Consider the following 21,129-nt stretch of genomic DNA (forward strand, 5'->3'; position numbering starts at 1 on the left):
GCCTTGCCGTGACCGCGTCCCCAACGCTTCCAGACGAATGTGACAAGGCAGAGCATGAGCTACCATTCCATCGTAATGGTTAAACAGGTTCCCGACACGGCCAATATCTCCGGTCAGGTCATGAAGCCGGACGGAACCGTCAACCGCAGTAAACTCCCCACCATTTTCAATCCCGAGGACAAAGTCGCCCTCGAATTGGCACTACAACTGCGGGACCGTTACGGCGGCACCGTGCGCGTGATGACCATGGGGCCATTGAAAGCCTCGGACCTGCTGCGCGACTGTCTCTACATGGGCGCGGATGAGGCCATCCTGATCAGCGACCGCAAATTCGCCGGCGCCGATACCCTCGCGACCTCCTATGTGCTGTCCGAGGCGCTGCGTCAACTGGCACCCTACGATATCGTCTTCGCCGGCCGGCAGGCGATCGATGGCGACACCGCCCAGGTCGGCCCTCAGACCGCCGAAAAACTGGGACTGCCCCAAATCACCTATGCCGAAGAGATCCTCCAGGCTGATGGCGAAAAGATCACCGTCAAGCGCAAGGTGGACCGCGGCTTCGAGATTCTGGAAGGCACGCTGCCCCTGTTGATCACCGTGATCAAGGACGCCGCCACGCCCCGGCCCTTCATGGCCAAGCGGGTCATGGCCTACAAGAACGCCCATACCCTGCTCGAACTCGAAAAGATGATCGAAGGCAATTCGTTGCTCTATCTCGATCAGCTCAAGGAAGAGTATGTCTCCAAGGGCCTGTTTATCCCCACCCTGACCGCCGACGAACTCGATGTCGATCCCGAGCGTTGTGGTCTCGGCGGGTCGCCGACCAAGGTCCACAAGATCGAGTCGGTGATCCTGGGCGGCGGCGCGCATGAAATCATCCCCCCCACCAAGGACGGCATGCACGCGCTGATCGATAAACTGATGGAAGATCACATCTTCGGATAAGCCTTTATGAGCGAAAATCAACAACAGGTCTGGGTGTTCATCGAGCAGCGCGAGGGCAAGCCCGCCGATGTGAGCTTCGAACTGCTCTCCAAGGGCAGAAAGCTGGCGGAAAGCCTGCACGGCGAGTTGAAGGCGGTGCTGATCGGTCATGACCTGCAGGCCCTGGCCGCGGAGACCTTTCGGTACGGCGCCACCGAAGTTCTGCTGGCGGATCACCCCGAACTGAAACACTACAACACGCTGCCCTACAGCCGTCTCGTGAGCGAGCTGGTCGACCAGCATCAACCGCGCATCGTGCTGTTCGGCGGCACCTTCATCGGTCGGGATCTAGCGCCCCGGGTCGCCTCCCATACCCGCAGCGGATTGACCGCGGACTGCACGGATCTGCAGATCTCCGACGTGACCTATCTGCGGAAGGATTACTCCCAACTGCTCCTGCAGATTCGCCCGGCCTTCGGCGGCAACATCATCGCCACCATCATCTGTCCGGATGCCCCGGTCCAGATGGCGACGGTGCGCGAGGGAGTGATGGAAAAGATCCCGCTGGCGCAGCCGGTCGCCGGACGCATCACGCCCGTCCCCTATACGCCCGACGCTGCCGACCAGCTCGTGCGCATCATCGAGCAGCATCACGAAGAGAGCAAAGTCAATCTCAAGGCCGCCCCGATCATCGTCTCCGGCGGCTACGGCATGGGCAACTTTCAGAACTTCCAGATCCTCTATGAGTTGGCCCATGTCATCGGGGGTGAGGTCGCCGGCACGCGCGCGGCGGTGGACGCCGGTTTCATCGATCATGTCCGGCAGGTCGGACAGACCGGGGTCACCGTGCGGCCCAAACTCTATATCGCCTGCGGCATCTCCGGCGCGATCCAGCACCGGGCCGGCATGAGCGACTCCAACAAGATCATTGCCATCAATGACGATCCCGACGCGCCGATCTTCGGTGTCTGCCATTACGGCATCGTCGGTGACGTGATGGACGTGATTCCGAAGCTCATCGATGCCTACAAGCACAAATTAAAGTAGTCGAGCCATGGCCAACTATTTCACCGATAACACCGATCTACTCTTTCATTTCGACCGCCTGAAGCTTCAGGAGGTGGTCGACATCGCCGAGCACGGCTACACCGAGTCCACTGACTACAACTTCGCCCCGGTCGACTATCAGGACGCCCTGGATAATTATCGCAAGGTACTGGAGATCGTCGGCGACATCACGGCGAACAACGTGGCCCCCCAGGCCGCCGCCGTGGACGAGGAGGGGAGCCATTTCGCCGACGGCAAGGTCGCCTACGCCAAGGGCATTCAGGAGGCGCTAAGTCTGCTGACCCAGGCTGAATTGATGGGCTTCACGCTGCCCCGGCGTTATGGCGGTCTGAACATCCCCACCACCCTCTACACCATGGCGATCGAAATGGTCTCCCGTGCCGAGGCGTCGCTGATGAACCTGTTCGGTTTGCAGGACATCGCCGAGACCATCAACAAATACGGCACCGAGGAGCAACGTCAGGAGTTCCTGCCGCAGTTCGCCAGCGGCGCGGCCACGGGCGCGATGGCGCTGACCGAGCCGGACGCGGGTTCCGACCTGCAGGCCGTCAACATGCTGGCCTATCAGGACGATGACGGGCAATGGCGATTGAAGGGCGTCAAGCGCTTCATCACCAACGGCAACGCCGAGATCTTGCTGGTCCTGGCCCGTTCGGAGCCCGGCACCAAGGATGGCCGCGGCCTGAGTCTGTTCGCCTGCTACGGCAAGGATAACGTCGTCGTGCGGCGCATCGAGAACAAGCTCGGGATCCATGGCTCGCCGACCTGCGAGTTGCAGTTCAACGATACCCCGGCGCAGCTCATCGGCAAGCGCAAGTTCGGCCTCATCAAGTACGTCATGGACATGATGAACGGTGCGCGCCTCGGCGTCGCCGCCCAGGGTCTGGGCATCTCTCAGGCGGCTTATGACGAGGCGCTGCGCTACGCCAAGGCGCGCGAGCAATTCGGCAAGAGCATCTACGCGATCCCCGTCATCACCAATCTGCTCATGGACATGCGCGTGACCCTGGAGAGCGATCGCTCGCTGCTCTACGCCGCCTGCCACTGGGTCGACCTGCGCAACAAACTCGAAGAGAAGGTCGAGGAACTCAAGGCCGAGGGCAAGGATTCCAGCGCGCAGAGCGCCAAGCTCAAGGAAGCGACCCGAGTCGCCGCGCTGCTCACCCCGATGGCTAAGTACGTGTTGAGCGAGAACGCCAACCGGGTCACCTATGACGCTCTGCAGATCCATGGCGGCACGGGCTACATGAAGGAATTCAATGTCGAGCGACTGACCCGCGACGCGCGTATCACCAACATCTACGAGGGCACCTCGCAACTTCAGATCGTCGCCGCTACCGGCGGGGTGATCAACGACATCTTCGCCGAGGATTTCACCGCCCGCGAGCAAAAGGAGACGTCCGGCAGTCTGGCGCGTCTGGCCGATGAACTGAAGGAAATGCGCGTGCTGTTCCTGGACGCGCTGAAATATGTGACCGACAAAACCGACAAGCATTTCCAGAGCATCGCCGCCAAGGAACTGGTGGAAATCTATTCCTATCTGTACACCGGCTGGCTGCTGATGGACGAGGCGGAAGAGGATAGCCGCAAGGTCTTCATCGCCCGCCGCTATATCATCGGCGCGTCAGCCAAGGCACGCCGGAATTGGGACGTGATCAAGAAAGATCAGTTCGCCGACCTGCTCCACGCCGACGAAATCCTGATCTGATCCAGGTTTCCGTTCGTCCTTAAGCCCTGGGCGGGAGCCGAAGGGTCGAATGAGATGAGCGGAAAATCGCGCTCCGAGGCGCGACATTGAAGCCGTTCGTGGTTCGACAAACTCACCACGAACGGCTTCAATGTCACCACGGACGGATGCAATCTGTGGCTATGAACTTTTCCAGCAATCGCCTGACGTGCGGGGGATAGGCCTCTGGCCCGTCTGGCGGGCGACACACCCATTCCCCCTGGATAGACCGAAAACACTCCAATGATCACACTGGATTGGCCCTGGGTGCTGCTCGCATTGCCACTGCCGTTCCTGACGACTCGGCTCCCGCGTGCCCGCGCTCACATCGGATCCGCTCTGCGCCTGCCGTTCTATGCCGAACTTCCGGCGGTGACGGTCGAGCGCTCGGCGGGCGCGTCTTGGCCGCGGCTGCTGCTGGCGGCGCTGGTCTGGATCCTGCTTGTACTTGCCGCCGCGCGTCCGCAGTGGGTCGGCGAACCCATCGGTCTGCCCATTGCCGGACGGGATTTGATGTTGGCCCTGGATATCTCCGGCAGCATGGAACAGGAGGACTATGAACTGAATGGCCGGGCGGTCACCCGGCTGGCGGCGGTGCAGGCGGTGGCGACGGATTTCGTGAAACGACGCGACCAGGACCGGCTTGGGCTCATCCTGTTCGGGACTCAGGCGTATCTTCAGACCCCGCTGACCTTCGATGGGGCCACAGTCGACACCCTGCTGAACGAGGCGGTGGTTGGCCTGGCCGGACGTGAAACGGCCATCGGTGACGCCATTGCGGTGGCGGTCAAGCGTTTGCGGGAACAGCCCGAGGGCCAGCGCGTTCTGGTGCTGCTCACCGACGGCCAAAATACCGCCGGCACGCTCGATCCGCTGGTCGCCGCGCAACTCGCCGCGCAGGCTGGCGTGCGCATCCATACCATCGGCATTGGCGGCGGCGAGATGGGGATTCGGACGCCCTTCGGGATCCGCCTGATGCGCCAAGGCAGCGACTACGATCCGGCGACGCTCAAACAGATCGCCGAGCTCACCGGCGGCCGGTTTTTTTCGGCGACGAATCGGGAGGAACTGGAGACGGTGTATGCGGAGTTGGATCGGCTGGAACCCAATGAACGCGACGAACGCACCTTTCGACCCCAGCGCGCACTCTTTGTCTGGCCTGCCTCCGCCGCCCTGTTGCTCACGGTCGGGCTGGCCGTCGCGTCCGCTCGGCGTGGGCGCGTCTAAGAGGGTGTAGACAAAAATAATTGAGCTGCTATTTGTATACCAGTCTACAACTGAGCTGGTGTGCGCTGATGTCGAAAGCTGGTCGTCCCCCCAAGATTCACGAGGCGGAGCAAGCGGTATTGCGTCAAATTGTCACGGATCGCCCGACCTCCACGCTGTCAGAGATTGCCCGGGAACTCGCGGCACGGACGGGAATCGAGGCTCATGAAGCAACGATTCGCAAGTCCTTGCGGGAGGCGGGCGTCACGCGCCTCCGGGGCGAGAGTGGTCTCGAGGCGCAAGCGCGCGCAACGCCGCGTCGGTATGGGTATACGGATGCGCATCGTCGCCACGACCCCGACCAAAGCTACCCAAGTTGTCTGACCGATGCGGAGTGGGACTTGGTCGCCGCTCTCTTTGAGATGCCGGGCGGGCGGGGTCAACCGCCCCGCGTGTCGCGCCGGAGCATCCTGGAGGCGTGTTGCTACGTGGTGCGCACGGGGTGCGCGTGGCGGATGCTGCCGCACGATTTCGCGCCTTGGCAGAATGTCTACAAGACGTTTCGCCGTTGGAGTGCGGCTGGGAAGTTTGAGCAGATGCATGATCGACTGCGGGGGCAATGGCGCGAACGCGAGGGGCGTGAGATCGCGCCGACGGCGGCGGTGCTGGATGCGCAATCGACCCGCGGCTCGCCGCAGGGTGGACCGAGCGGCTTTGATGCGGGCAAGCAGGTCAAGGGGCGCAAGCGCAGCCTGGTGGTCGATACCTTGGGGTTCGTGTTGGCGGTGAGCGTGGTCGCGGCCAATCTTCAGGACCGCGATGCCGCCTCGGGCGCCGTCGCTGACGCGGCCGCCAAGTACCCCCAGATCAACACGCTGTTTGTCGATAGCGCCTACGCCGGTCAATTTGCCCAAACCACCGAGCAGACCCACGCGATCCGCGTGGAAGTCGTGCGCCATCCAGCCAACAAAAGCGTTGGCTCCTGGCACGTGGACGGGGCGCCTGACCGAGTGGTGATCGCCAACGCCGACGGCTTCGTTCCGCTGCCGAAGCGCTGGGTTGTCGAGCGCACCCATGCGTGGAATGAGCGTGCCCGTCGATTGATCATGCATCATGACCGTCTGCCAGCGGTCTCCGAAACCTGGGTTTGGCTGGCGGAGGCGCGCATCCTGCTGCGGCGGTTGACCACAACGGTTTGATTTTGTCTACACCCTCTAAGAGAATGCTCAAAATTCTCCGGTGGAATGGTTGGCGTCCGCGAATTCCCACATGAAACGACAGAGCGAGTCGACCGCCTCCGGTGTCATCGCGTTATAGATGGAGGCTCTGATTCCGCCGAGCGAGCGATGTCCCTTGAGTCCGCTGAAGCCTTGATCGGTTGCCTGGTGCAGAAAGGCCGCTTCCAAGTCGGCGGTCGGCAATCGGAAGACCACATTCATCAGCGAACGATCCTCGCGCGCCGCCCAGCCGTCATAAAAACCGTCGCTGTCGTCGATCACCTCGTAGAGACTGGCGGCTTTTTGACGGTTGATGGCGTCCATCCGGTCCAGTCCGCCGATGTCGTTCAGCAACCAGCGGGTGACCAGCAGCACGACATAGATGGCGAAGACTGGCGGAGTGTTATAGATGGAATGGGCATTGAGATGGGTGCGGTAGTCGAGCAGGGTAGGGAGTCCGTCGGGCGCCCGGTGGAGCAGATCGCGCCGGAGGATGACGACGGTGACGCCTGCGGGACCGATGTTCTTCTGGGCGTGCGCATAAATCAGATCGAAACGCTCGGGGTCGAAGGGACGCGACAGAAAATCCGATGACATATCGCAAACGCGCGTCACGCGGTCGAGTCCGGGGATGGCGTGAAACTGGATGCCTTCGACCGTTTCGTTGGAGACGTAGTGCAGGTAGGCCGCCGTGTCGGAATAGGCGAGTTCGTCAGGGCGGGGCAGTCGCCGGAAGCCCCAGGGCTCGCCATCCCAAAGAACGCGCACATCGCCTTCCAGGCGCGCCTCGGGAATCGCCTTGGCGCTCCAGTAGCCGGTGCGCAGATAGTCGGCCGTTTGGCGGCGATGGCGCAGCAGCAGCATGGGGATCATGGAGAACTGGAGCGTGGCGCCGCCCTGCAGGAAGAGCACGGCATGGCTCTCGGGGAGTTGGAGCAGTTGGCGGATGTTGCGCTCGGCTTCGTCGACGACGCCCGCGAACCAGTCCGAGCGGTGGCTGATGCCCAGGATCGACAATCCGACCTCGGGGACGCACTCGATGGCCTGTTGGGTTTCGGCAAGCACCGTGGCGGGCAGGACACCGGGTCCGCCGGAAAAATTCAGATGATTCATCGACAGGTGCCGGATGACGCGGACGCGGCTGCCTGGAGCAGCATGGACCGAAAGGCCATAAAGATTTTCCGCATGGCCGGCTGTTTATAGGGGAAGAGTTCGACCGGATCCATGGCATGAACGACCATGGCGTGGTCGACCTCGAAGATCAGCAGGCGTCCGTCCGGCAGTTCGGCGCAGTCGATGCCGAGATAATCCAGTCCGATGGCATGATCGATAGCGGCGAGCGCCGGTCCATGCCGGACGGCGAAGGCGTGCTCGAAATCGGCCATGAACGCGGCTTCCTCGGCCCGCTTTGCGGGGCTTTCGGCCATTCCGGCGTTGAGATAATGGATCATCCAGTGGCTGGAAATGCCCATGTGACACGCATAGGGCGTGCCGGCGATGAGGATCACGCGGTATTTGCGAAAGTGTCCATCGGGGCTGCGGTAGTCGATAAAGGGCGCCACGAAAAATTCGTCGTCGGGCAGTACCTGGAGTTGCTCGGCGAGCTGCGTGGGGGTGTCGGTTTTGCTCAGGTCGTGACCGGCGTGCGAGTCGAGCGGGCGGAGAATGAGCGGGAAGTCGAGTTCGGCGGGCAGGCTGGGGTCCGGCGCGCGGTGATCGGCCAGTTGCCGCAACGTCTCCCGAGCGATGCGCCAGGTCGGTGGCATGACGATCCCGGGCAATCCCTGCAAGCGCTGAGCGGCGGTATCGCGGGCAACGCGGGCGACGTGTCGCGGGTTGTTCAGGATGGGTTTCGGCCAGATGCCCAGATGGGGCAGCCAGTCGGTCAGCAGGCGATGATTCGCCTCCGATTCGCCGATCGCGACGAACAGCAGGTCATGCTCGGGGAGATCCGCCGGAGCGGTCTCGCCAGGGATGGCGTAATGCAGATGAAGCTCGATATCGGAGTTTTCCAGCAGACACTCGATGGGGACATTCGCCATGAGTTCGCCGGGCGCCATGAGCGCCAGCAGGCGCAGCCGGGCTGGCAAGGCGGCGGGGATGACGTAGTGCCGGCACAGCTTGAGCGCCTCCCGTTGCAGTTGTAGCGCGAGGGCCGGATTGCCGAGAAACTGCAAAATGATGGCGGCATCGAAGAGTGAGGCTGCATCGTTCGGGTCTTGCGTCGCCCGTGCGAGCAGGGATCGGCCGAATGGCGTCAAGTCCTCGCCCGCCAAATGGCGGCGCATCAAGTTGGCAAGGCCAAGGGATGCCTGCATGACGGTGCGCTCCGATTCCGGATAAGGTTCGATTGTCCGCTGGCCCCCGCGCGGGTGCAAGCCAGAACCGACAAAATATCGGCGGTCACGGGTTGACGACGCTTCGGCTGATGCTCCCTTCTATCACGAACCGTCAGAATTCCGTCGTTTTTGGTTTGCGAAATCGCTAATTCATTATTAAATAGACTGTTTTATGTCTGGCACGGCTTTGGCTAAACCAAGGGCAGGATCAACACCTTTGGGGTACTCCCGTGAATCTGACCAGCCAAGCCGATACGCCGCATCTGACCCTCGTGACCTCGGCCGAGCAGACGGTGCGTCAACAGTCGGAGTCCATCGATCCGATCCGGTTTTTACAGGCGATCACGGCGTCGCTGGATCTTGACCAGGTTCTGAACACGCTTAGCGGTTTCCTCTACGATCTGGTTGCCCAGAGCGGCTGGGAGTACCGGCATGCGGAATCCGATCTCGAGCTGTCGGGCGGGAAGCCTGATCGTCATCGGCTGGAATATGCCTTGACCCTGAACGGGCAGGAGATGGGGACGCTGAAACTGATGCGCGGCCGCCGTTTCTCAGAGACCGATCAGATCCGCATCGAGGGTTTGCTGGGGCTGGCGGCTCAATCGCTGCATAACGCCCTGCGCTTTTATGACATGAGTCAACAGTTGGAGCGCGATCCGCTGACCGGTCTCGGCAATCGTCGTGCCCTGACCTTGCAGGGCGTGCAGTGGCTGGCGGATAACATCCGTCACAAACACCCGCTGTCCATGCTGGTGATGGATCTCGACCGCTTCAAGGCCGTGAATGACAACCATGGCCATCCGGTGGGCGACCGCCTGCTGTGCGCCCTTGCCGATACCCTGCGCGCGGTGACACGCACGGCGGATTTGTGCGTGCGGATCGGCGGCGATGAATTCGTGGTGCTGCTGCCAGGAACCGATCTATCCGACGCGATGGAATGCGCGGAGCGGATCCGGTGCGCGGTGGCGAAACTGACGATCGCGACCGTGACCGGGGAGCAGGTCAATGCCAGTGTCAGCATTGGGGTCGCGACGTATCGCCATGGGATGGATCTCGATCAACTCTATCATCAGGCGGATAGCGCGCTCTATGCCGCCAAGCGCGCTGGCTGCAATCGGGTACTGGCGGGCTCGGGAACCCCCGATTGCAAGCAGGTCGATTCCTTTTGCGTGTCCTAGGATGAGGTCGCTCGTGGCCGGTCAAATTGCAGTAGACTCACACCACGCTCGATGGCTTCGAGCCTTCCTGTGCGGGGAATGAAAAGGCGCCTGTCGGGCGCTTTTTCATGGCAATCGATGATCTTGACGCGACGCTGACGAAATCTCTTGCGACGTTCGTGCATCTTTACCTCATCGACGAAGGGATGCATGCGTTTTGCTGGTGCTTGTCCTGATTCGGTCCGTCTGAAAAACGCAACCATCGGTACACAGGATTCATCGGATTCAGTCCTTATCGAAAGGAAAACGTTGTCATGAGAAAGGTTCGTCTGAGTGTGAAGTTGCAGGCCGGTTTTCTGTCGATCGCGATGCTCGTGCTGATCGTCGGGTTGCTCGGGATCAAGGGCGAGTTGGACATGCGGGAGCACATCGAGTCGATCGGCCTGGTCCGCCTACCGTCCATTATCGAGTTGGATCGCATGAATATCGAGCGCCTGCAGGTGCGCACGCAGACGCTTGAGGTACAGGGACAGGCAGTCTGGTCGCCGGAGACGCGCAAGGTTCTGGAACTGGTCTCGCGTCAGCGCCTGGCGTCCTGGAAGAATGTCGAGGAGGCCCTGGCCGCGTATGAAAAACTGCCGAAGTCCGCCGACGAGAAAACCGTCTACGAGGTCTTCATGACTGAATACGCGGCCTGGCGCGCGAGCTACGTGCGGTTGGATCAACTCCTCGCGGGCATGATTCAGGCGACCGGCCCCGAAGAGTATGACCCCCTTTACGCGGAATTTGTTGGATTGGTCACGGACATGATGTTGATCTCGGATCGCGTGGGCGTTCTGATCGATACGATGGTGGCGTTCAACAATCAGGCCACCAATGCCGCAGTCGGGAAAGCCCTGGCGGAAGCGGGTCGAATGGTGAAGTTCACTGCGGTCGGGATGGGCCTGGGGCTGCTGCTGGCGGTGTTTCTTGGTTTGTATCTGACGCGCGACACGCTGCTTCAGCTTGGCGGGGAACCCGCCTATGCGGTCGAGGTGGTCAACCGTGTCGCGGAAGGCGATCTGACCGCGCGGATCGACCTGCGCAAGGATGACACGACCAGTCTGTTGGCCGCCTTCGCGCGCATGGTGGCGAATATGCAGCGCGTGCTGCGCGAGGTGGCGACGGCCAGCGCGCAGGTGGCGGCGGCGGCCGAGCAACTCTCGGCGACCAGCGAGGAAATGCGCGAGCAGGTGAAGCTGGAACAGTCCGAGACCGATCAGGTCGCCACCGCGATGAACGAGATGACGGCGACGGTGGAGGAGGTGGCGCGCCATGCCGCGGCGGCGGCCCGTGCCGCTCAGGACACCGACTCAGAGACCGATGCGGGGAGCGAGGTGGTGATGCAGACGATCGCGGCCATCGAGTCGCTGGCTCGCGAGGTGGAATCCGCCGGGGAGGTGATCGCGCGGCTGTCCGAGGATAGCAAGGAGATCGGGGCGGTGCTGGATGTGATCCGGGGCGTGGCCGAGCAGACCAATCTGCTGGCGCTCAATGCCGCGATCGAGGCGGCGCGCGCCGGCGAGCAGGGACGCGGATTCGCGGTGGTGGCCGCCGAGGTGCGCACCCTGGCCAGCCGCACCCAGTCCTCGATCCTGGATATTCAGGAGAAGATCGAGCGGGTGCAGAGCGGCTCGGCCGGGGCGGTGCAGGTGATGGAGAAGGGACGGTCCAAGGCAACCGAAAGTGTCGCTCAGGCGCGCAGGGCGGGCGAGTCGCTGCATACCATCAGCACCTCGATTACCAGCATCAATGACATGAACCGGCAGATCGCCAGCGCCGCCGAGGAACAGACGGCGGTAGCGGAAGAGATTAATCGCAACATCCATACGATTTCGGAGACGGTGGATCAAACCTCGGCCGGTTCGTCGCAGATCGCCACGGCCAGCGTGCAACTGGCCGGTCTGGCTGCGCAGTTACAGGAGCGGGTGGGGCAGTTCAGGATTTAGGGTGCGATTTCTACTTGTGTGGGTTTGGTATGAACTTTCCAGGAAATCGCCTCGGAGAGCAGATCCTGCAATTCCTTTTTGTTGAGCGGCTTCGTGAGATAACCGTCGAGACCCGCGGCCAGGCCCGCCGCGCGCTCCTCCGGAAGCGCGGCGGCGGTGAGGGCGTAAATGGGGATGCGACTCGGGGTCGGCGCGGTCGCTTCGCGGTCGCGGATCCGGCGGGTGGCCTCCAGTCCGCCCATGACAGGCATCTGCATGTCCATCAGGATGAGATCGAAGGGCGCGCGCGCGCTCCAGTCGACCGCCTCCTGACCATTCTGGGCGAGCGTGGCCTCATGGCCCCATTTGCTCAGAACCATCAGCATCAGCTTCTGGTTCACGGCATTGTCCTCGGCGAGCAGGATTTTCAGCGCGGTTGGGCCATCACCCTCGCGTAGCAAGTGACGGGTGATCAGGGGTGCCGGATCCGGTTGACGATCGGTGCGACCCAGCAGCGCATGGATGGCCTTCAGGAGTTCGTGGCGCGCCACTGGCTTGGTGAGGAAGGCGTCGATGCCGAGTTCCCGGCAGCGCATCCCAAGCCCCCGAACGGAGGCCGAGGAGAGCATGATCAGCTTCAGATCGCGGAAACGCGCATCCTGTTTGAGCGCCGCGGCCAGCTCGAAGCCGTCCATCCTCGGCATGTGATAATCGATCAAGAGCACATCGAAGGGGGTGGACGCATTGGCCTCCAGAACCTGGAGCGCCTCGCGTCCATCCGCCGCCTCGGTCAGTCGCATCTCCCATTGCACCACCAGTTTCCCCAGCACGCGGCGGTTGGTCGCATTGTCGTCCACCAGCAGGACGCGCTTGTCCCGCAGATCCTGGGGCGGGGGCGAGAGCGCCTCGCGTGTGCTCAGACCCAGCCAGAGGACCACATGGAAGGTGCTGCCCTCGCCGGGACGGCTGTCCACCCAGATGCGGCCGCCCATCAGTTCCGCCAGTCGCCTGGAAATGGTGAGTCCCAATCCGGTTCCGCCAAAACGCCGGGTGGTGGAGGTGTCCTGCTGCGAGAAAGCCTCGAAGATGCGTGCCTGGTGTTCGGGCGGGATACCGATTCCGGTATCGCGCAGGGCGAAATGCAGGTTGAGCCGATCGACGACGGTCTCCTGCAGCACGACCCGTAGCGCCACTTCGCCTGTTTCGGTGAATTTGATCGCGTTATTGAGGAGATTGGTGAGGATCTGGCGCAGACGCCCAGGATCGCCGAATACCGCCCGCGGCACTTTGGAGTCGATCTCGCACAGGAGCTCCAGATGCTTTTCGTCCGCCTTGACCGCCAGGGTCTTCATCACCTCATTGATCAAGCGATGGAGATCGAAATCGATGGATTCTACGTTGAGCTTGCCGGCCTCGATCTTCGAGAAATCGAGGATGTCGTTGATGATGGTCAGAAGACCGTCGGCGGACATTCTCACGATGTTGAGGCAATCGCGCTGTTCGTCCGTCAATTCCGTGTCCAGCGTCAGTTCGGTCATGCCGATGATGCCGTTCATGGGGGTGCGGATTTCATGACTCATGGTGGCCATGAAATCGGACTTGGCGCGGCTGGCGTCCTCGGCTCTCAGCACACTGGCTTGCAGTTCGGCCGCCATCTGTTCCAGGCGGTTGGCATTGTCGCGAAGCTCGCTTTCCAACGCCTCGCGGCGGGCGATTTCAGCCGACAGCACCTGATTGTGACGCTGGAACTCGTCGCGCAGCCGGTCGGATTCGGCGTATTCGGCCTGTAATTGAAGGGCGCGCCGACGCAGGCGGTCGATCGCAATGGCGGCGAACAGCAGGATGAACGGAACCGCGCTGAGCGAAGAGAGAAAGAGGCGGGAACTGATGTGTCCATAGACACTGTCCTCGGCGATCAGAGTCACCAGCGAGAGCGGCGTCTCCGCCACGACCGTGCGCAGGGCCAGTTTGTCGGTCAAGGTGGCGCTGGTCTTGGTCAGTGTGCTCACGGGCGCCAGGGTGTTCTCCGGCAATCGGGCCAGCATCCGTGCGACGTCGCGCCCGAGCGTCAGGCGGCTGCCGGGTGCCGTGATGTCCTGTCCATCGGCGGACAGGAGCAGTTCCTGATAGGGTACGTCCTCTTGGTCGTCCGTCCCGCTGGAAATCAACAGCCAGGCGAGCTGTTTCAGATCGCCCACGGCGACGACCACGCCGCTGTAAACGCCTTTGTGAAACACCGGCGAGCTGGTGACGATCTGGCTGTGTTCGGAGTCGATCAAGACCTTGACCGCAGTCTCGAATCCGGACGGCAGGATGACGGGAGGCGCCGAGGGGTTGAGGTCGGCGAGCACCTCGCCGTGTTCGTCGAGATACAGAATGCGGCTATAAATGGGCGCGCCGCGGAGCGTCTTTTGGGCGACCTTCTGGCGAAAACGCTGTTCGATGGCATCCAGATTGGCATTGAGTCCGTATTGCAGCGACATGCCCAGGGCGCGGTTGATCAGGTAGGCTTCGAGATCCTGGTGTTCGGCCAGTTCGGCGATGCCATCGCGCCGCGCGGCGATAAAATCGCCGATCGCCGCCGCCCGCCGCTGGCTGTCCGCCACCAGCCGGGCATCCGCCGCGGAGCGCAGCAGACTCTGGGACGTGTGGACATTCCAGAGCAGGATAAAAGTGTAAACGCAAAAGATGGCCGCCAGAATCAGCGGCCAGCGTGGCGCGAGTCGGCCAAGAAGGGTCATTGCCTGATCCGTCCGCGGATGAACAGGGCTTGGCCTCAATCCTGGCGGGCGAAAAAGTCAGGGAAATAACGGCGAATGCCGGGGTAATATTTGTCGACCAGTTGATCGTAGAGGCCATCGGCCTTGATCTTGACCAGGTACGCGTCGAACGCGGCCCGCAACTCGGGCGCGTCCTTGGGGAAGGCGGCGGCCAACTCCTGATGTTCGGAAATCGGGCCGATGACCTTGATCCGACCGGCCCATTTGCGCAGGTCGAGGATGGCGTCGGGCACGTCGAGCAGGGTCAGTTCCGCTTCCTCGTTGAGCAGGGCGGGGACCATTTCGTTCAGATTGGTGCTCTTGGTATAGGACTTGAGATCGATCCCCGATCCTTTCAGTCCATAATTTCCGGGGTCCAGGCAGGTGCGCTCCATCACCAGCAGACTGTTTTTGCCGATGAGCGACTTGGTCTCGCCAATGTCCTCGGCGAGGTCGTCGCTGCCCTTGATCGGGGTGAAATTGGAGTTGGAGCGGGCGACCAGCAGCACCTGGGAGGGAAAGGTGGGTTCGGAATACAGTAAGACCGCCTCGCGCCAGGGCAGGACAGTGAACCCCGTGGCGATCATGTCGCCTTTCACGGGGTAGTCGCCTTCCAGCGTGACCGCGTCGCCCTGGCGGACCACGTCCTTGCCGAGGAGGTCGCGGATCACATTATAAAAATCCGAATAGACGAGGGTATAGTCGACGCCGATCTCCCGGGCAAAGCCCTGGATCAATTCCACGTCGAAGCCATCCCCCGCGCCGGTGACGAAATTGGCGTAACGGATGCCGAGATGACGTAATTCGCCCCGTTCCTGGATGTCCTTCAGATCGGCCGCCCAGGTTGGGAACGCCATCGCAATCAATAACAATCCGGCTAAAAACGAGCGGTTCACACTGGTCATGTTCGTCCTCGAAGAGTTGCATCGGAAATCCGGGCGAGCCTGGAAAAATGGCTGGCGGGGAATGGGCTGATTTCCATCGGCGCGCGGCGGGAACCAGGACGATGAGCAAATTAAACCTCTTCGTGGGTTTGGTCAAAATCCGTGAAGTCTGGGATGATGATCATGAGTTGATAATGAAACAATTGAACCCTGGGGGCGATTCGTGATTCGCGTGATGGTCGTCGAGGACGATGCGTCAACGGGCGCATTGCTGGTGCAACTGGTCAAGCGGCTGTGGCCGAGGGCGTCCGTGGTGCTCGCGTCCGATGCGCTGTCGGCGCTCGATCAATGGAAAAGCGCTGGCGCGGATCTGGTGCTGCTCGATTGGGGGCTGCCGGGGATGAGCGGCATCGACGTTTTGAAACAGATTCGACGATCCGAAACAAAGACGGTTTGCGTGATGATTTCAGGCAACGCCGACCGTGAGGTGATTCTCGCGGCCCGCACCCATCAGGTCGACGCCTTTATCGTCAAGCCGTTCGCCGCGAAGCAGGTGATGGCGCGTCTGTCCGAGATTATGGCGCTGCCGAGCGCGGATGCGCAGCAGCAGGCGCCCGTTGACTCCATTGAGGATTTCGTCGGGTATCAAATGACGCAGGGTATCCTCGGGTTGCCGATCGACCCTGAGCTGGCTGGCGCGATCGAGGGGATTCGCGAGCTGGACGCGGGAGCAAGAACCAAATTATTGCGCCAATGTCAGTTTCATCCCGCGCTGGTCTTTCGCGTGTTGAGTCTGGTCAATAGCGGACAGTACATTCAAGGCAGGGACTCGGTCGAAACCTTCGAGGGGGCCATCCATCAGGTTGGCCTGGCTGGTTTCATCAATCTCGCCGTGGAGATGTCGCTGCATCCGGGAAGCGAACTGAAAGCGGATTTTCTCAAGACCCGGCGGGTGCAATTCCACCGCGATTCTCTGTCGCTGGCCGAAATCGTCACGAAGCTCGGCGCGAACGCGACCTTCGATCTCCCTGCCTGCCGGTCTGCCTGCATGCTCTTGCGGGTCGGCGAGCTCTCCCTGCTGCAACTCATGCAGTCATGGATCGATCTGGGGAACGTGATCGATGACAGCGTCTGCGCGTCGGTCCTGAAGACGCATTCGAGCCAGGCCGGGAATCGGATCAAGACCCAATGGAACATCCCCAACACCATCCGCGGACGCATCGGCTCCGCCTATCTGCTGCCGACGGGAACGGTCAGGATCGATTCCGTCGTGATGCGCATCGCCGGCTTGCTGTTGATGGGCGATCCTCATCGGGAGTTGCCGCGTTTACTGGCTCGCGTCGGTCTGACTGAAAGCCAGGTGTAAGGCTATCGGCCAGCGGAATAATAGGGGCAAGGGGCAAGGGGCAAGGGCAAGGTAAGGCGATTTCCGGAAGATCTTCGCTCCGATGCTGACATTGAACCCGTTCATGGTTCGACAAGCTCACCACGAACGGATTCAATGTCACGGATGCAATCTGGTATGAGCTTTTCCAAAAATCGCCTTATCCTGCCCCTTGCCCCTTGCCCCTTGCCCCTTGCCCCTTGCCCCTTGCCCCTTGCCCCTTGCCCCTTGCCCCTAACTCAATCGGGCTTCCGTGAACCGCGAGATCATCTCTTCGAGATGTTTAGGCCGGAGCGGTTTGGGGAGATGTTCGTCCATGCCGGCCTCCAGACAACGTGCCCGGTCGCTGGCCATGACGTTGGCGGTCATGGCGACGATAGGGGTGCGCGCGGATCCCCGCTCCTTGTCGCGAATCCGACGGGTCGCCTCGATGCCGTCCATGACCGGCATCTGCATGTCCATGAGCACGAGGTCGAAGGCGGATGGCTCGAAGAGGTCGACGGCGATTTTGCCATTCTCGGCAAGGGTTACTTCATGACCCCATCGTTCGAGCAGCTTACGGGCGAGCTTTTGATTGATCGGGTTGTCCTCGACCAACAGGATCCGCGCGCCCTGCCGCTCGTCTTGCGGCGGCGGGGTTTGCGGCGGCGGTGACGCGGCGGAGACCATGGGGTCGAGAAGACGGGTCAGGGTTTCGATGAGTTCGCGTGGCGTGGCGGGTTTGGTCAGCGTGGCCGCGATTCCAAGATCCTGGCCGCGTTGCGCATTGCCGGGGCTTCCGCCGCACGAGAGCATGACCATCCGGCCTTGAGCGATCAAGCCTTCCGCAACGAGTCGGGCGGCCAGTTCCAGGCCGTCCATGTCGGGCATGCGGGCATCGAGCAGCAGAAGATCGAAAGGCGTGCGACTGGACTGGCCGCTTCTGGCCAGTGCGAGCGCCTCCTGTCCGCTGCCGGCCTCCAGGGTCGTCAACCCCCAGTGACGCAGCCAGCCAGCCAGGGTTTCGCGATTGATCGGATGGTCGTCGACGACGAGCGCGCGCTTGTGCCGCCACGGCGACGGCGGCGGGGAAGACGCGGAAGGTTCGATGCGGGCGAGCGGCAGGGTCAGATGAAAGGCGCTGCCCTGACCCTCGCGGCTTTCGACCCGGATCTGTCCGCCCATGAGTTCGAGCAGACGGGCGCTGATGCTCAGACCCAATCCGGTGCCGCCGAACTGGCGGGTGATGGTGGCATCGGCCTGACTGAATGCCTCGAAAATCTCCGCGAGTTTTGCGGCGGGAATCCCGATGCCGGTATCGCGAACGGTGATCTGGATGTCGTCCAGCCGCGGATCCCGATTGGGGCTAGACCGTACCTTGACCTCGATTTCGCCCGTCGGAGTGAATTTGATGGCGTTATCGCAGAGATTCATCAGCACCTGACGGAGACGCCCCGGATCGCCCAGGCTTTGCCGGGGGAGGTCGGCGGGCAGATCGCAGACCAGTTCCAGACCCTTGTTCCGGGCACGCATGCCGATCGCCTTGAGGGTCTCGGCGACCAGCTCCGACAGATCGAAGGGGATTGCTTCGATGTGCATCTTGCCGGCATCGAGCCTGGCGAAATCGAGGATGTCGTTCAGGATGGTCAGCAGCGTTTCGGCCGATGACTTGACGATGTTGAGATAATCGCGCTGGGTCGGGGTCAGCTCGGTGTCCAGGGCCAGCTCGGTCATGCCCAGGATGCCGTTCATTGGGGTGCGGATTTCATGGCTCATGTTGGCGATGAACTGACTTTTCGCCGCGTTCGCCGCCTCCGCGCTGTCCAGCGCCCGGCGCATCTCCGCTTCGGCCCGGCGCATCTGCCCCTCGAACAGACAGGCCCGGGAGGCGTTGGCCAGTTTGCGCGCCAGAGGGGCAAAGGCAAGTTGAACATGGCTCGGCAAGACCCCGGCGTCGCAGCGGCGGAGAAAGATCAGAAGACCGAAATCGGTCAGACGGAAGGCATGCACGGCGCAGCCATCCTGAAGGGAGATTAGGGGCAATTCGTCTGGCTGCTGGGCCAGCGCTTCATAGAGGGTCGTCGGCGACCAGTGCTTCCAGAAGGCGCTGTAACAGGGATGTCGGGCCAGGTTACGGGGGAGCATGCAGACGATCGGATCGGTGTCGGCGTCCTCCTGACCTTGCATCTGTAGGATGGCGCCGCCGCTGCCGTCGAGGAGTCGCAGCATGTCCACCAGAAACCGGCGCAGCATCGGCTCCAGTTCCGTGCTGTCGCCGATGGCGAGCGCGAGTTCGTAGAGCAGCGCGGTTTCGGCGGACACACTCATGAGGCGGTTGAGCGGTCAACGTGTTCGTGCGTTGCGGATCCGGGGCGAACAAATGTTTCCAGGAGCGATTCGATGCGTTCCGGCTCCATCGGTTTTCCGATCAGATATCCCTGGATTTCGCTGACTCCCAACGCATCGACAAAGTCGCATTGGCGCAGGGTTTCGACCCCCTCCGCGATGACGCTCAGGCCCATGGTCTGGCCAATCGCGGTCACTGCGCGCACGATCACCCGATCCGCCTGGACACAGGTGATATTGGAGACAAAGGCACGGTCGATCTTGATGGCGTCGATCGGAAAGCGCAGCAGATATTCCAGGGAGGAATGACCGATGCCGAAATCGTCGATGGCGATTTTGATGCCCGCCTCCCGCAACCGCCCCAGGAGCGCGATCGCATTGGCCGGATCCTGCATGGCGAGACTTTCGGTAATCTCCAGCTCGATCCGGGCAGGACTGGCTCCGCTAGTCCGGATGGCCTGCTGGATCCTGGCGAACAAGTCCGGTTCCAGAAACTGTCGTGGCGAAAGATTGATGCCGACGCGCAGATTCAGCCCGGCCTGCTCCCAGCGTCTGGACTGACGGCAGGCTTCTTCAAGCACCCACTGTCCGACCGCCGAAATCAATCCGAGACTCTCCAACTGGGTGATGAAGCGGGTTGGCGGAACCAGGCCCCAGGTCGGATGCCGCCAGCGCAGGAGCGACTCGACCCCGACGATGGTGCCGGTGCGCAGATCCATCTGCGGCTGATAGACCAGAAAGAATTCCTGTCTCTCCAGCGCGGCGTGCAATGCACGTTCAACCTCCAGGGCTTCGATGAAGCGCGATTTCGATGCGGCGTTGGGGGTTGCCACGAGGATCGGCCGAGCCTGACTCTGTGCCAGCCGTTGCGCGTCCTGTGCCAGCAGCAGCAACTGGTTGGCATCGATTCCATGCTCGGGAAAGCAGGCGACACCCGAGGAAAAGGTCAAAATCGTTTCGCCTTGATCGACATGGAAAGGCCGCCGTAGATGCAGCAGAATGGATTCGAAACGATCGACCGCCTCGGCCATCCGCGGGGCGCGCAGCATCAGGGCGAACTCGTCGCCGCCGACCCTGGCGACCGCGTCCTGCTTGGCGACCAGTTCGCGCAGACGCCGCGCCAGCCGGGTCAGCAGCAGATCCCCGCCCGCTTCGCCCAAGGCATCGTTGTGGCGATGAAAGCGCGCGATATCGATCCAGCCCACGAGCAGGATCTCGTCCGAACCCGCCTTCAATTCTTCCAGGGTTTCGCCGATCCGGCGCAGGAACAGCCGGCGATTGGCGAGATCGGTCAGTTCGTCGTGCAGGGCCAGATAATCCACCAGGGCCTCGGTGTGACGCAGGTCGGTCACATCCTGCAAGGCGCCGAGCACCAGATCGTTATCGCTGCCCTGGACGCCCCGCTCGCCGACCATGCGCACCAGCCGATCCTGTCCAGCCGCGCCCATTCTCAGTTCCATCTCGATCTGTCCCTTGGACTGACGGAACAGATTCATCAGACGTTGGGCGCGTCCGCGGTCTTCCGGATGGAGTGCCGCGTAAAAATCCTCCACCTGGCTCATCGCCTGGCTGGAGACGCCGATGACCGCCTCCAGATCGTCGGACCAGTGGAGCGAATCGTCGGTGAGGCGCCATTCCCAAAACGCCAGCTTGGCGATCCGTCGAGTCGCTGCCTGGCGGAGACGGTTCTGACGTACCTCGCGGCCGAGCCGACCGGCCCGCAGGGCGTAGCGGACGCGCTGGGTGAGCAGGGTCCAGTTGATCGGTTTGGTGATGAAATCAGTGGCGCCGGCGCTGAAGGCTTTGTCGATGGCCTTGATGTCGTCGGCGCCGGTGAGCATGATCAGCGGCGTCCCTTCGCTCTGGTCGAGCCCGCGCATGCGCGCGCAGGCCTCGAAACCATCCATGACCGGCATCATGACATCGAGCAGCACCAGCGCGGGGCGTTCTCGCTCGAACAGTTCGACGGCCTCCGCGCCATCCGCCGCCTCGCTCACTCGAAATCCCTGGCGGTCAAGGACACCACGAAGTAACCGGCGGGTCGGTGTATCATCGTCGACGATCAGCAAGAGATCGCGATGGTCCTGCCTGTCTTCGTGATCGCCCACTCTATGTCTCCGCCCGTCGAGCCAATTTACCGGTTAAATCGGATGCCTAGCGGCACTATAATCAA

At 62.0% G+C, this 21,129-nt stretch carries 14 protein-coding genes; 8 read left to right on the plus strand and 6 right to left on the minus strand.

Annotated features, from left to right (window positions below):
- Positions 1 to 54: 54 nt before the first annotated feature.
- The 5 genes from THIVI_RS03095 to THIVI_RS03115 all read left to right on the plus strand — a co-directional run bounded on the left by THIVI_RS03095 (position 55) and on the right by THIVI_RS03115 (position 6,123).
- Positions 55 to 945: an electron transfer flavoprotein subunit beta/FixA family protein gene (locus THIVI_RS03095; protein WP_014777185.1), complete on the plus strand. Its 891-nt coding sequence runs from the start codon at positions 55 to 57 to the stop codon at positions 943 to 945.
- 6 nt (positions 946 to 951) lie between these two features.
- Positions 952 to 1,971, plus strand: coding sequence for an electron transfer flavoprotein subunit alpha/FixB family protein (locus THIVI_RS03100; RefSeq protein ID WP_014777186.1), 1,020 nt, complete (start codon positions 952 to 954; stop codon positions 1,969 to 1,971).
- A 7-nt stretch (positions 1,972 to 1,978) separates the two neighbouring features.
- A complete protein-coding gene (locus THIVI_RS03105) occupies positions 1,979 to 3,700 on the plus strand; it encodes an acyl-CoA dehydrogenase family protein (protein ID WP_014777187.1) in 1,722 nt (573 codons plus the stop codon).
- 261 nt (positions 3,701 to 3,961) lie between these two features.
- The gene (locus tag THIVI_RS03110) at positions 3,962 to 4,945 is read left to right on the plus strand and encodes a VWA domain-containing protein (protein WP_014777188.1); all 984 of its coding nucleotides are present in this window, start codon (positions 3,962 to 3,964) and stop codon (positions 4,943 to 4,945) included.
- Between the two features lie 68 nt (positions 4,946 to 5,013).
- Positions 5,014 to 6,123 carry an IS5 family transposase gene (locus THIVI_RS03115; protein ID WP_041447215.1) on the plus strand — a complete coding sequence of 370 codons (1,110 nt, stop codon included), beginning with the start codon at positions 5,014 to 5,016 and terminating at the stop codon, positions 6,121 to 6,123.
- 27 nt (positions 6,124 to 6,150) lie between these two features.
- On the opposite strand, the gene THIVI_RS03120 is transcribed toward THIVI_RS03115, so the two are convergent.
- Both THIVI_RS03120 and THIVI_RS03125 read right to left on the minus strand, forming a co-directional pair.
- On the minus strand, positions 6,151 to 7,254 hold the full coding sequence (locus THIVI_RS03120) for a phosphoserine transaminase (protein ID WP_014777189.1): 1,104 nt from the start codon (positions 7,252 to 7,254) through the stop codon (positions 6,151 to 6,153).
- Complete coding sequence (locus tag THIVI_RS03125) at positions 7,251 to 8,459, minus strand: ATP-grasp domain-containing protein (protein ID WP_014777190.1); 1,209 nt, start codon at positions 8,457 to 8,459, stop codon at positions 7,251 to 7,253. The genes THIVI_RS03120 and THIVI_RS03125 overlap by 4 nt, the downstream gene beginning before the upstream one ends.
- A gap of 251 nt (positions 8,460 to 8,710) precedes the next feature.
- Between THIVI_RS03125 and THIVI_RS03130 the strand changes: the two genes are divergently transcribed.
- Entirely contained in the window at positions 8,711 to 9,658 is a 948-nt protein-coding gene (locus THIVI_RS03130; RefSeq protein ID WP_014777191.1) for a GGDEF domain-containing protein, read from the plus strand.
- A gap of 293 nt (positions 9,659 to 9,951) precedes the next feature.
- Entirely contained in the window at positions 9,952 to 11,625 is a 1,674-nt protein-coding gene (locus THIVI_RS03135; RefSeq protein ID WP_014777192.1) for a methyl-accepting chemotaxis protein, read from the plus strand.
- On the opposite strand, the gene THIVI_RS22490 is transcribed toward THIVI_RS03135, so the two are convergent.
- Both THIVI_RS22490 and THIVI_RS03145 read right to left on the minus strand, forming a co-directional pair.
- Positions 11,622 to 14,345 carry a response regulator gene (locus THIVI_RS22490; protein ID WP_014777193.1) on the minus strand — a complete coding sequence of 908 codons (2,724 nt, stop codon included), beginning with the start codon at positions 14,343 to 14,345 and terminating at the stop codon, positions 11,622 to 11,624. The two genes, THIVI_RS03135 and THIVI_RS22490, sit on opposite strands and share 4 nt — an antisense overlap.
- A gap of 35 nt (positions 14,346 to 14,380) precedes the next feature.
- Positions 14,381 to 15,220: a transporter substrate-binding domain-containing protein gene (locus THIVI_RS03145; RefSeq protein ID WP_245537362.1), complete on the minus strand. Its 840-nt coding sequence runs from the start codon at positions 15,218 to 15,220 to the stop codon at positions 14,381 to 14,383.
- A 250-nt stretch (positions 15,221 to 15,470) separates the two neighbouring features.
- Between THIVI_RS03145 and THIVI_RS03150 the strand changes: the two genes are divergently transcribed.
- Positions 15,471 to 16,613, plus strand: coding sequence for a response regulator (locus THIVI_RS03150; RefSeq protein WP_245537363.1), 1,143 nt, complete (start codon positions 15,471 to 15,473; stop codon positions 16,611 to 16,613).
- Between the two features lie 252 nt (positions 16,614 to 16,865).
- On the opposite strand, the gene THIVI_RS03155 is transcribed toward THIVI_RS03150, so the two are convergent.
- Both THIVI_RS03155 and THIVI_RS03160 read right to left on the minus strand, forming a co-directional pair.
- Positions 16,866 to 18,938: a response regulator gene (locus THIVI_RS03155; RefSeq protein WP_014777196.1), complete on the minus strand. Its 2,073-nt coding sequence runs from the start codon at positions 18,936 to 18,938 to the stop codon at positions 16,866 to 16,868.
- Positions 18,935 to 21,064 carry a putative bifunctional diguanylate cyclase/phosphodiesterase gene (locus THIVI_RS03160; RefSeq protein ID WP_014777197.1) on the minus strand — a complete coding sequence of 710 codons (2,130 nt, stop codon included), beginning with the start codon at positions 21,062 to 21,064 and terminating at the stop codon, positions 18,935 to 18,937. The genes THIVI_RS03155 and THIVI_RS03160 overlap by 4 nt, the downstream gene beginning before the upstream one ends.
- Positions 21,065 to 21,129 lie beyond the last annotated feature (65 nt).

Origin of the sequence: Thiocystis violascens DSM 198, assembly GCF_000227745.2 — a bacterium.
GTDB classification, from domain to species: Bacteria; Pseudomonadota; Gammaproteobacteria; order Chromatiales; family Chromatiaceae; genus Chromatium; species Chromatium violascens.

Coding starts and splice junctions, on each gene's coding strand:
- THIVI_RS03095 (WP_014777185.1), top strand. CDS start 55: ATGAGCTACCATTCCATCGTAATGGTTAAACAGGTTCCCGACACGGCC.
- THIVI_RS03100 (WP_014777186.1), top strand. CDS start 952: ATGAGCGAAAATCAACAACAGGTCTGGGTGTTCATCGAGCAGCGCGAG.
- THIVI_RS03105 (WP_014777187.1), top strand. CDS start 1,979: ATGGCCAACTATTTCACCGATAACACCGATCTACTCTTTCATTTCGAC.
- THIVI_RS03110 (WP_014777188.1), top strand. CDS start 3,962: ATGATCACACTGGATTGGCCCTGGGTGCTGCTCGCATTGCCACTGCCG.
- THIVI_RS03115 (WP_041447215.1), top strand. CDS start 5,014: ATGTCGAAAGCTGGTCGTCCCCCCAAGATTCACGAGGCGGAGCAAGCG.
- THIVI_RS03120 (WP_014777189.1), bottom strand. CDS start 7,254: ATGAATCATCTGAATTTTTCCGGCGGACCCGGTGTCCTGCCCGCCACG.
- THIVI_RS03125 (WP_014777190.1), bottom strand. CDS start 8,459: ATGCAGGCATCCCTTGGCCTTGCCAACTTGATGCGCCGCCATTTGGCG.
- THIVI_RS03135 (WP_014777192.1), top strand. CDS start 9,952: ATGAGAAAGGTTCGTCTGAGTGTGAAGTTGCAGGCCGGTTTTCTGTCG.
- THIVI_RS22490 (WP_014777193.1), bottom strand. CDS start 14,345: ATGACCCTTCTTGGCCGACTCGCGCCACGCTGGCCGCTGATTCTGGCG.
- THIVI_RS03145 (WP_245537362.1), bottom strand. CDS start 15,220: ATGGCGTTCCCAACCTGGGCGGCCGATCTGAAGGACATCCAGGAACGG.
- THIVI_RS03155 (WP_014777196.1), bottom strand. CDS start 18,938: ATGAGTGTGTCCGCCGAAACCGCGCTGCTCTACGAACTCGCGCTCGCC.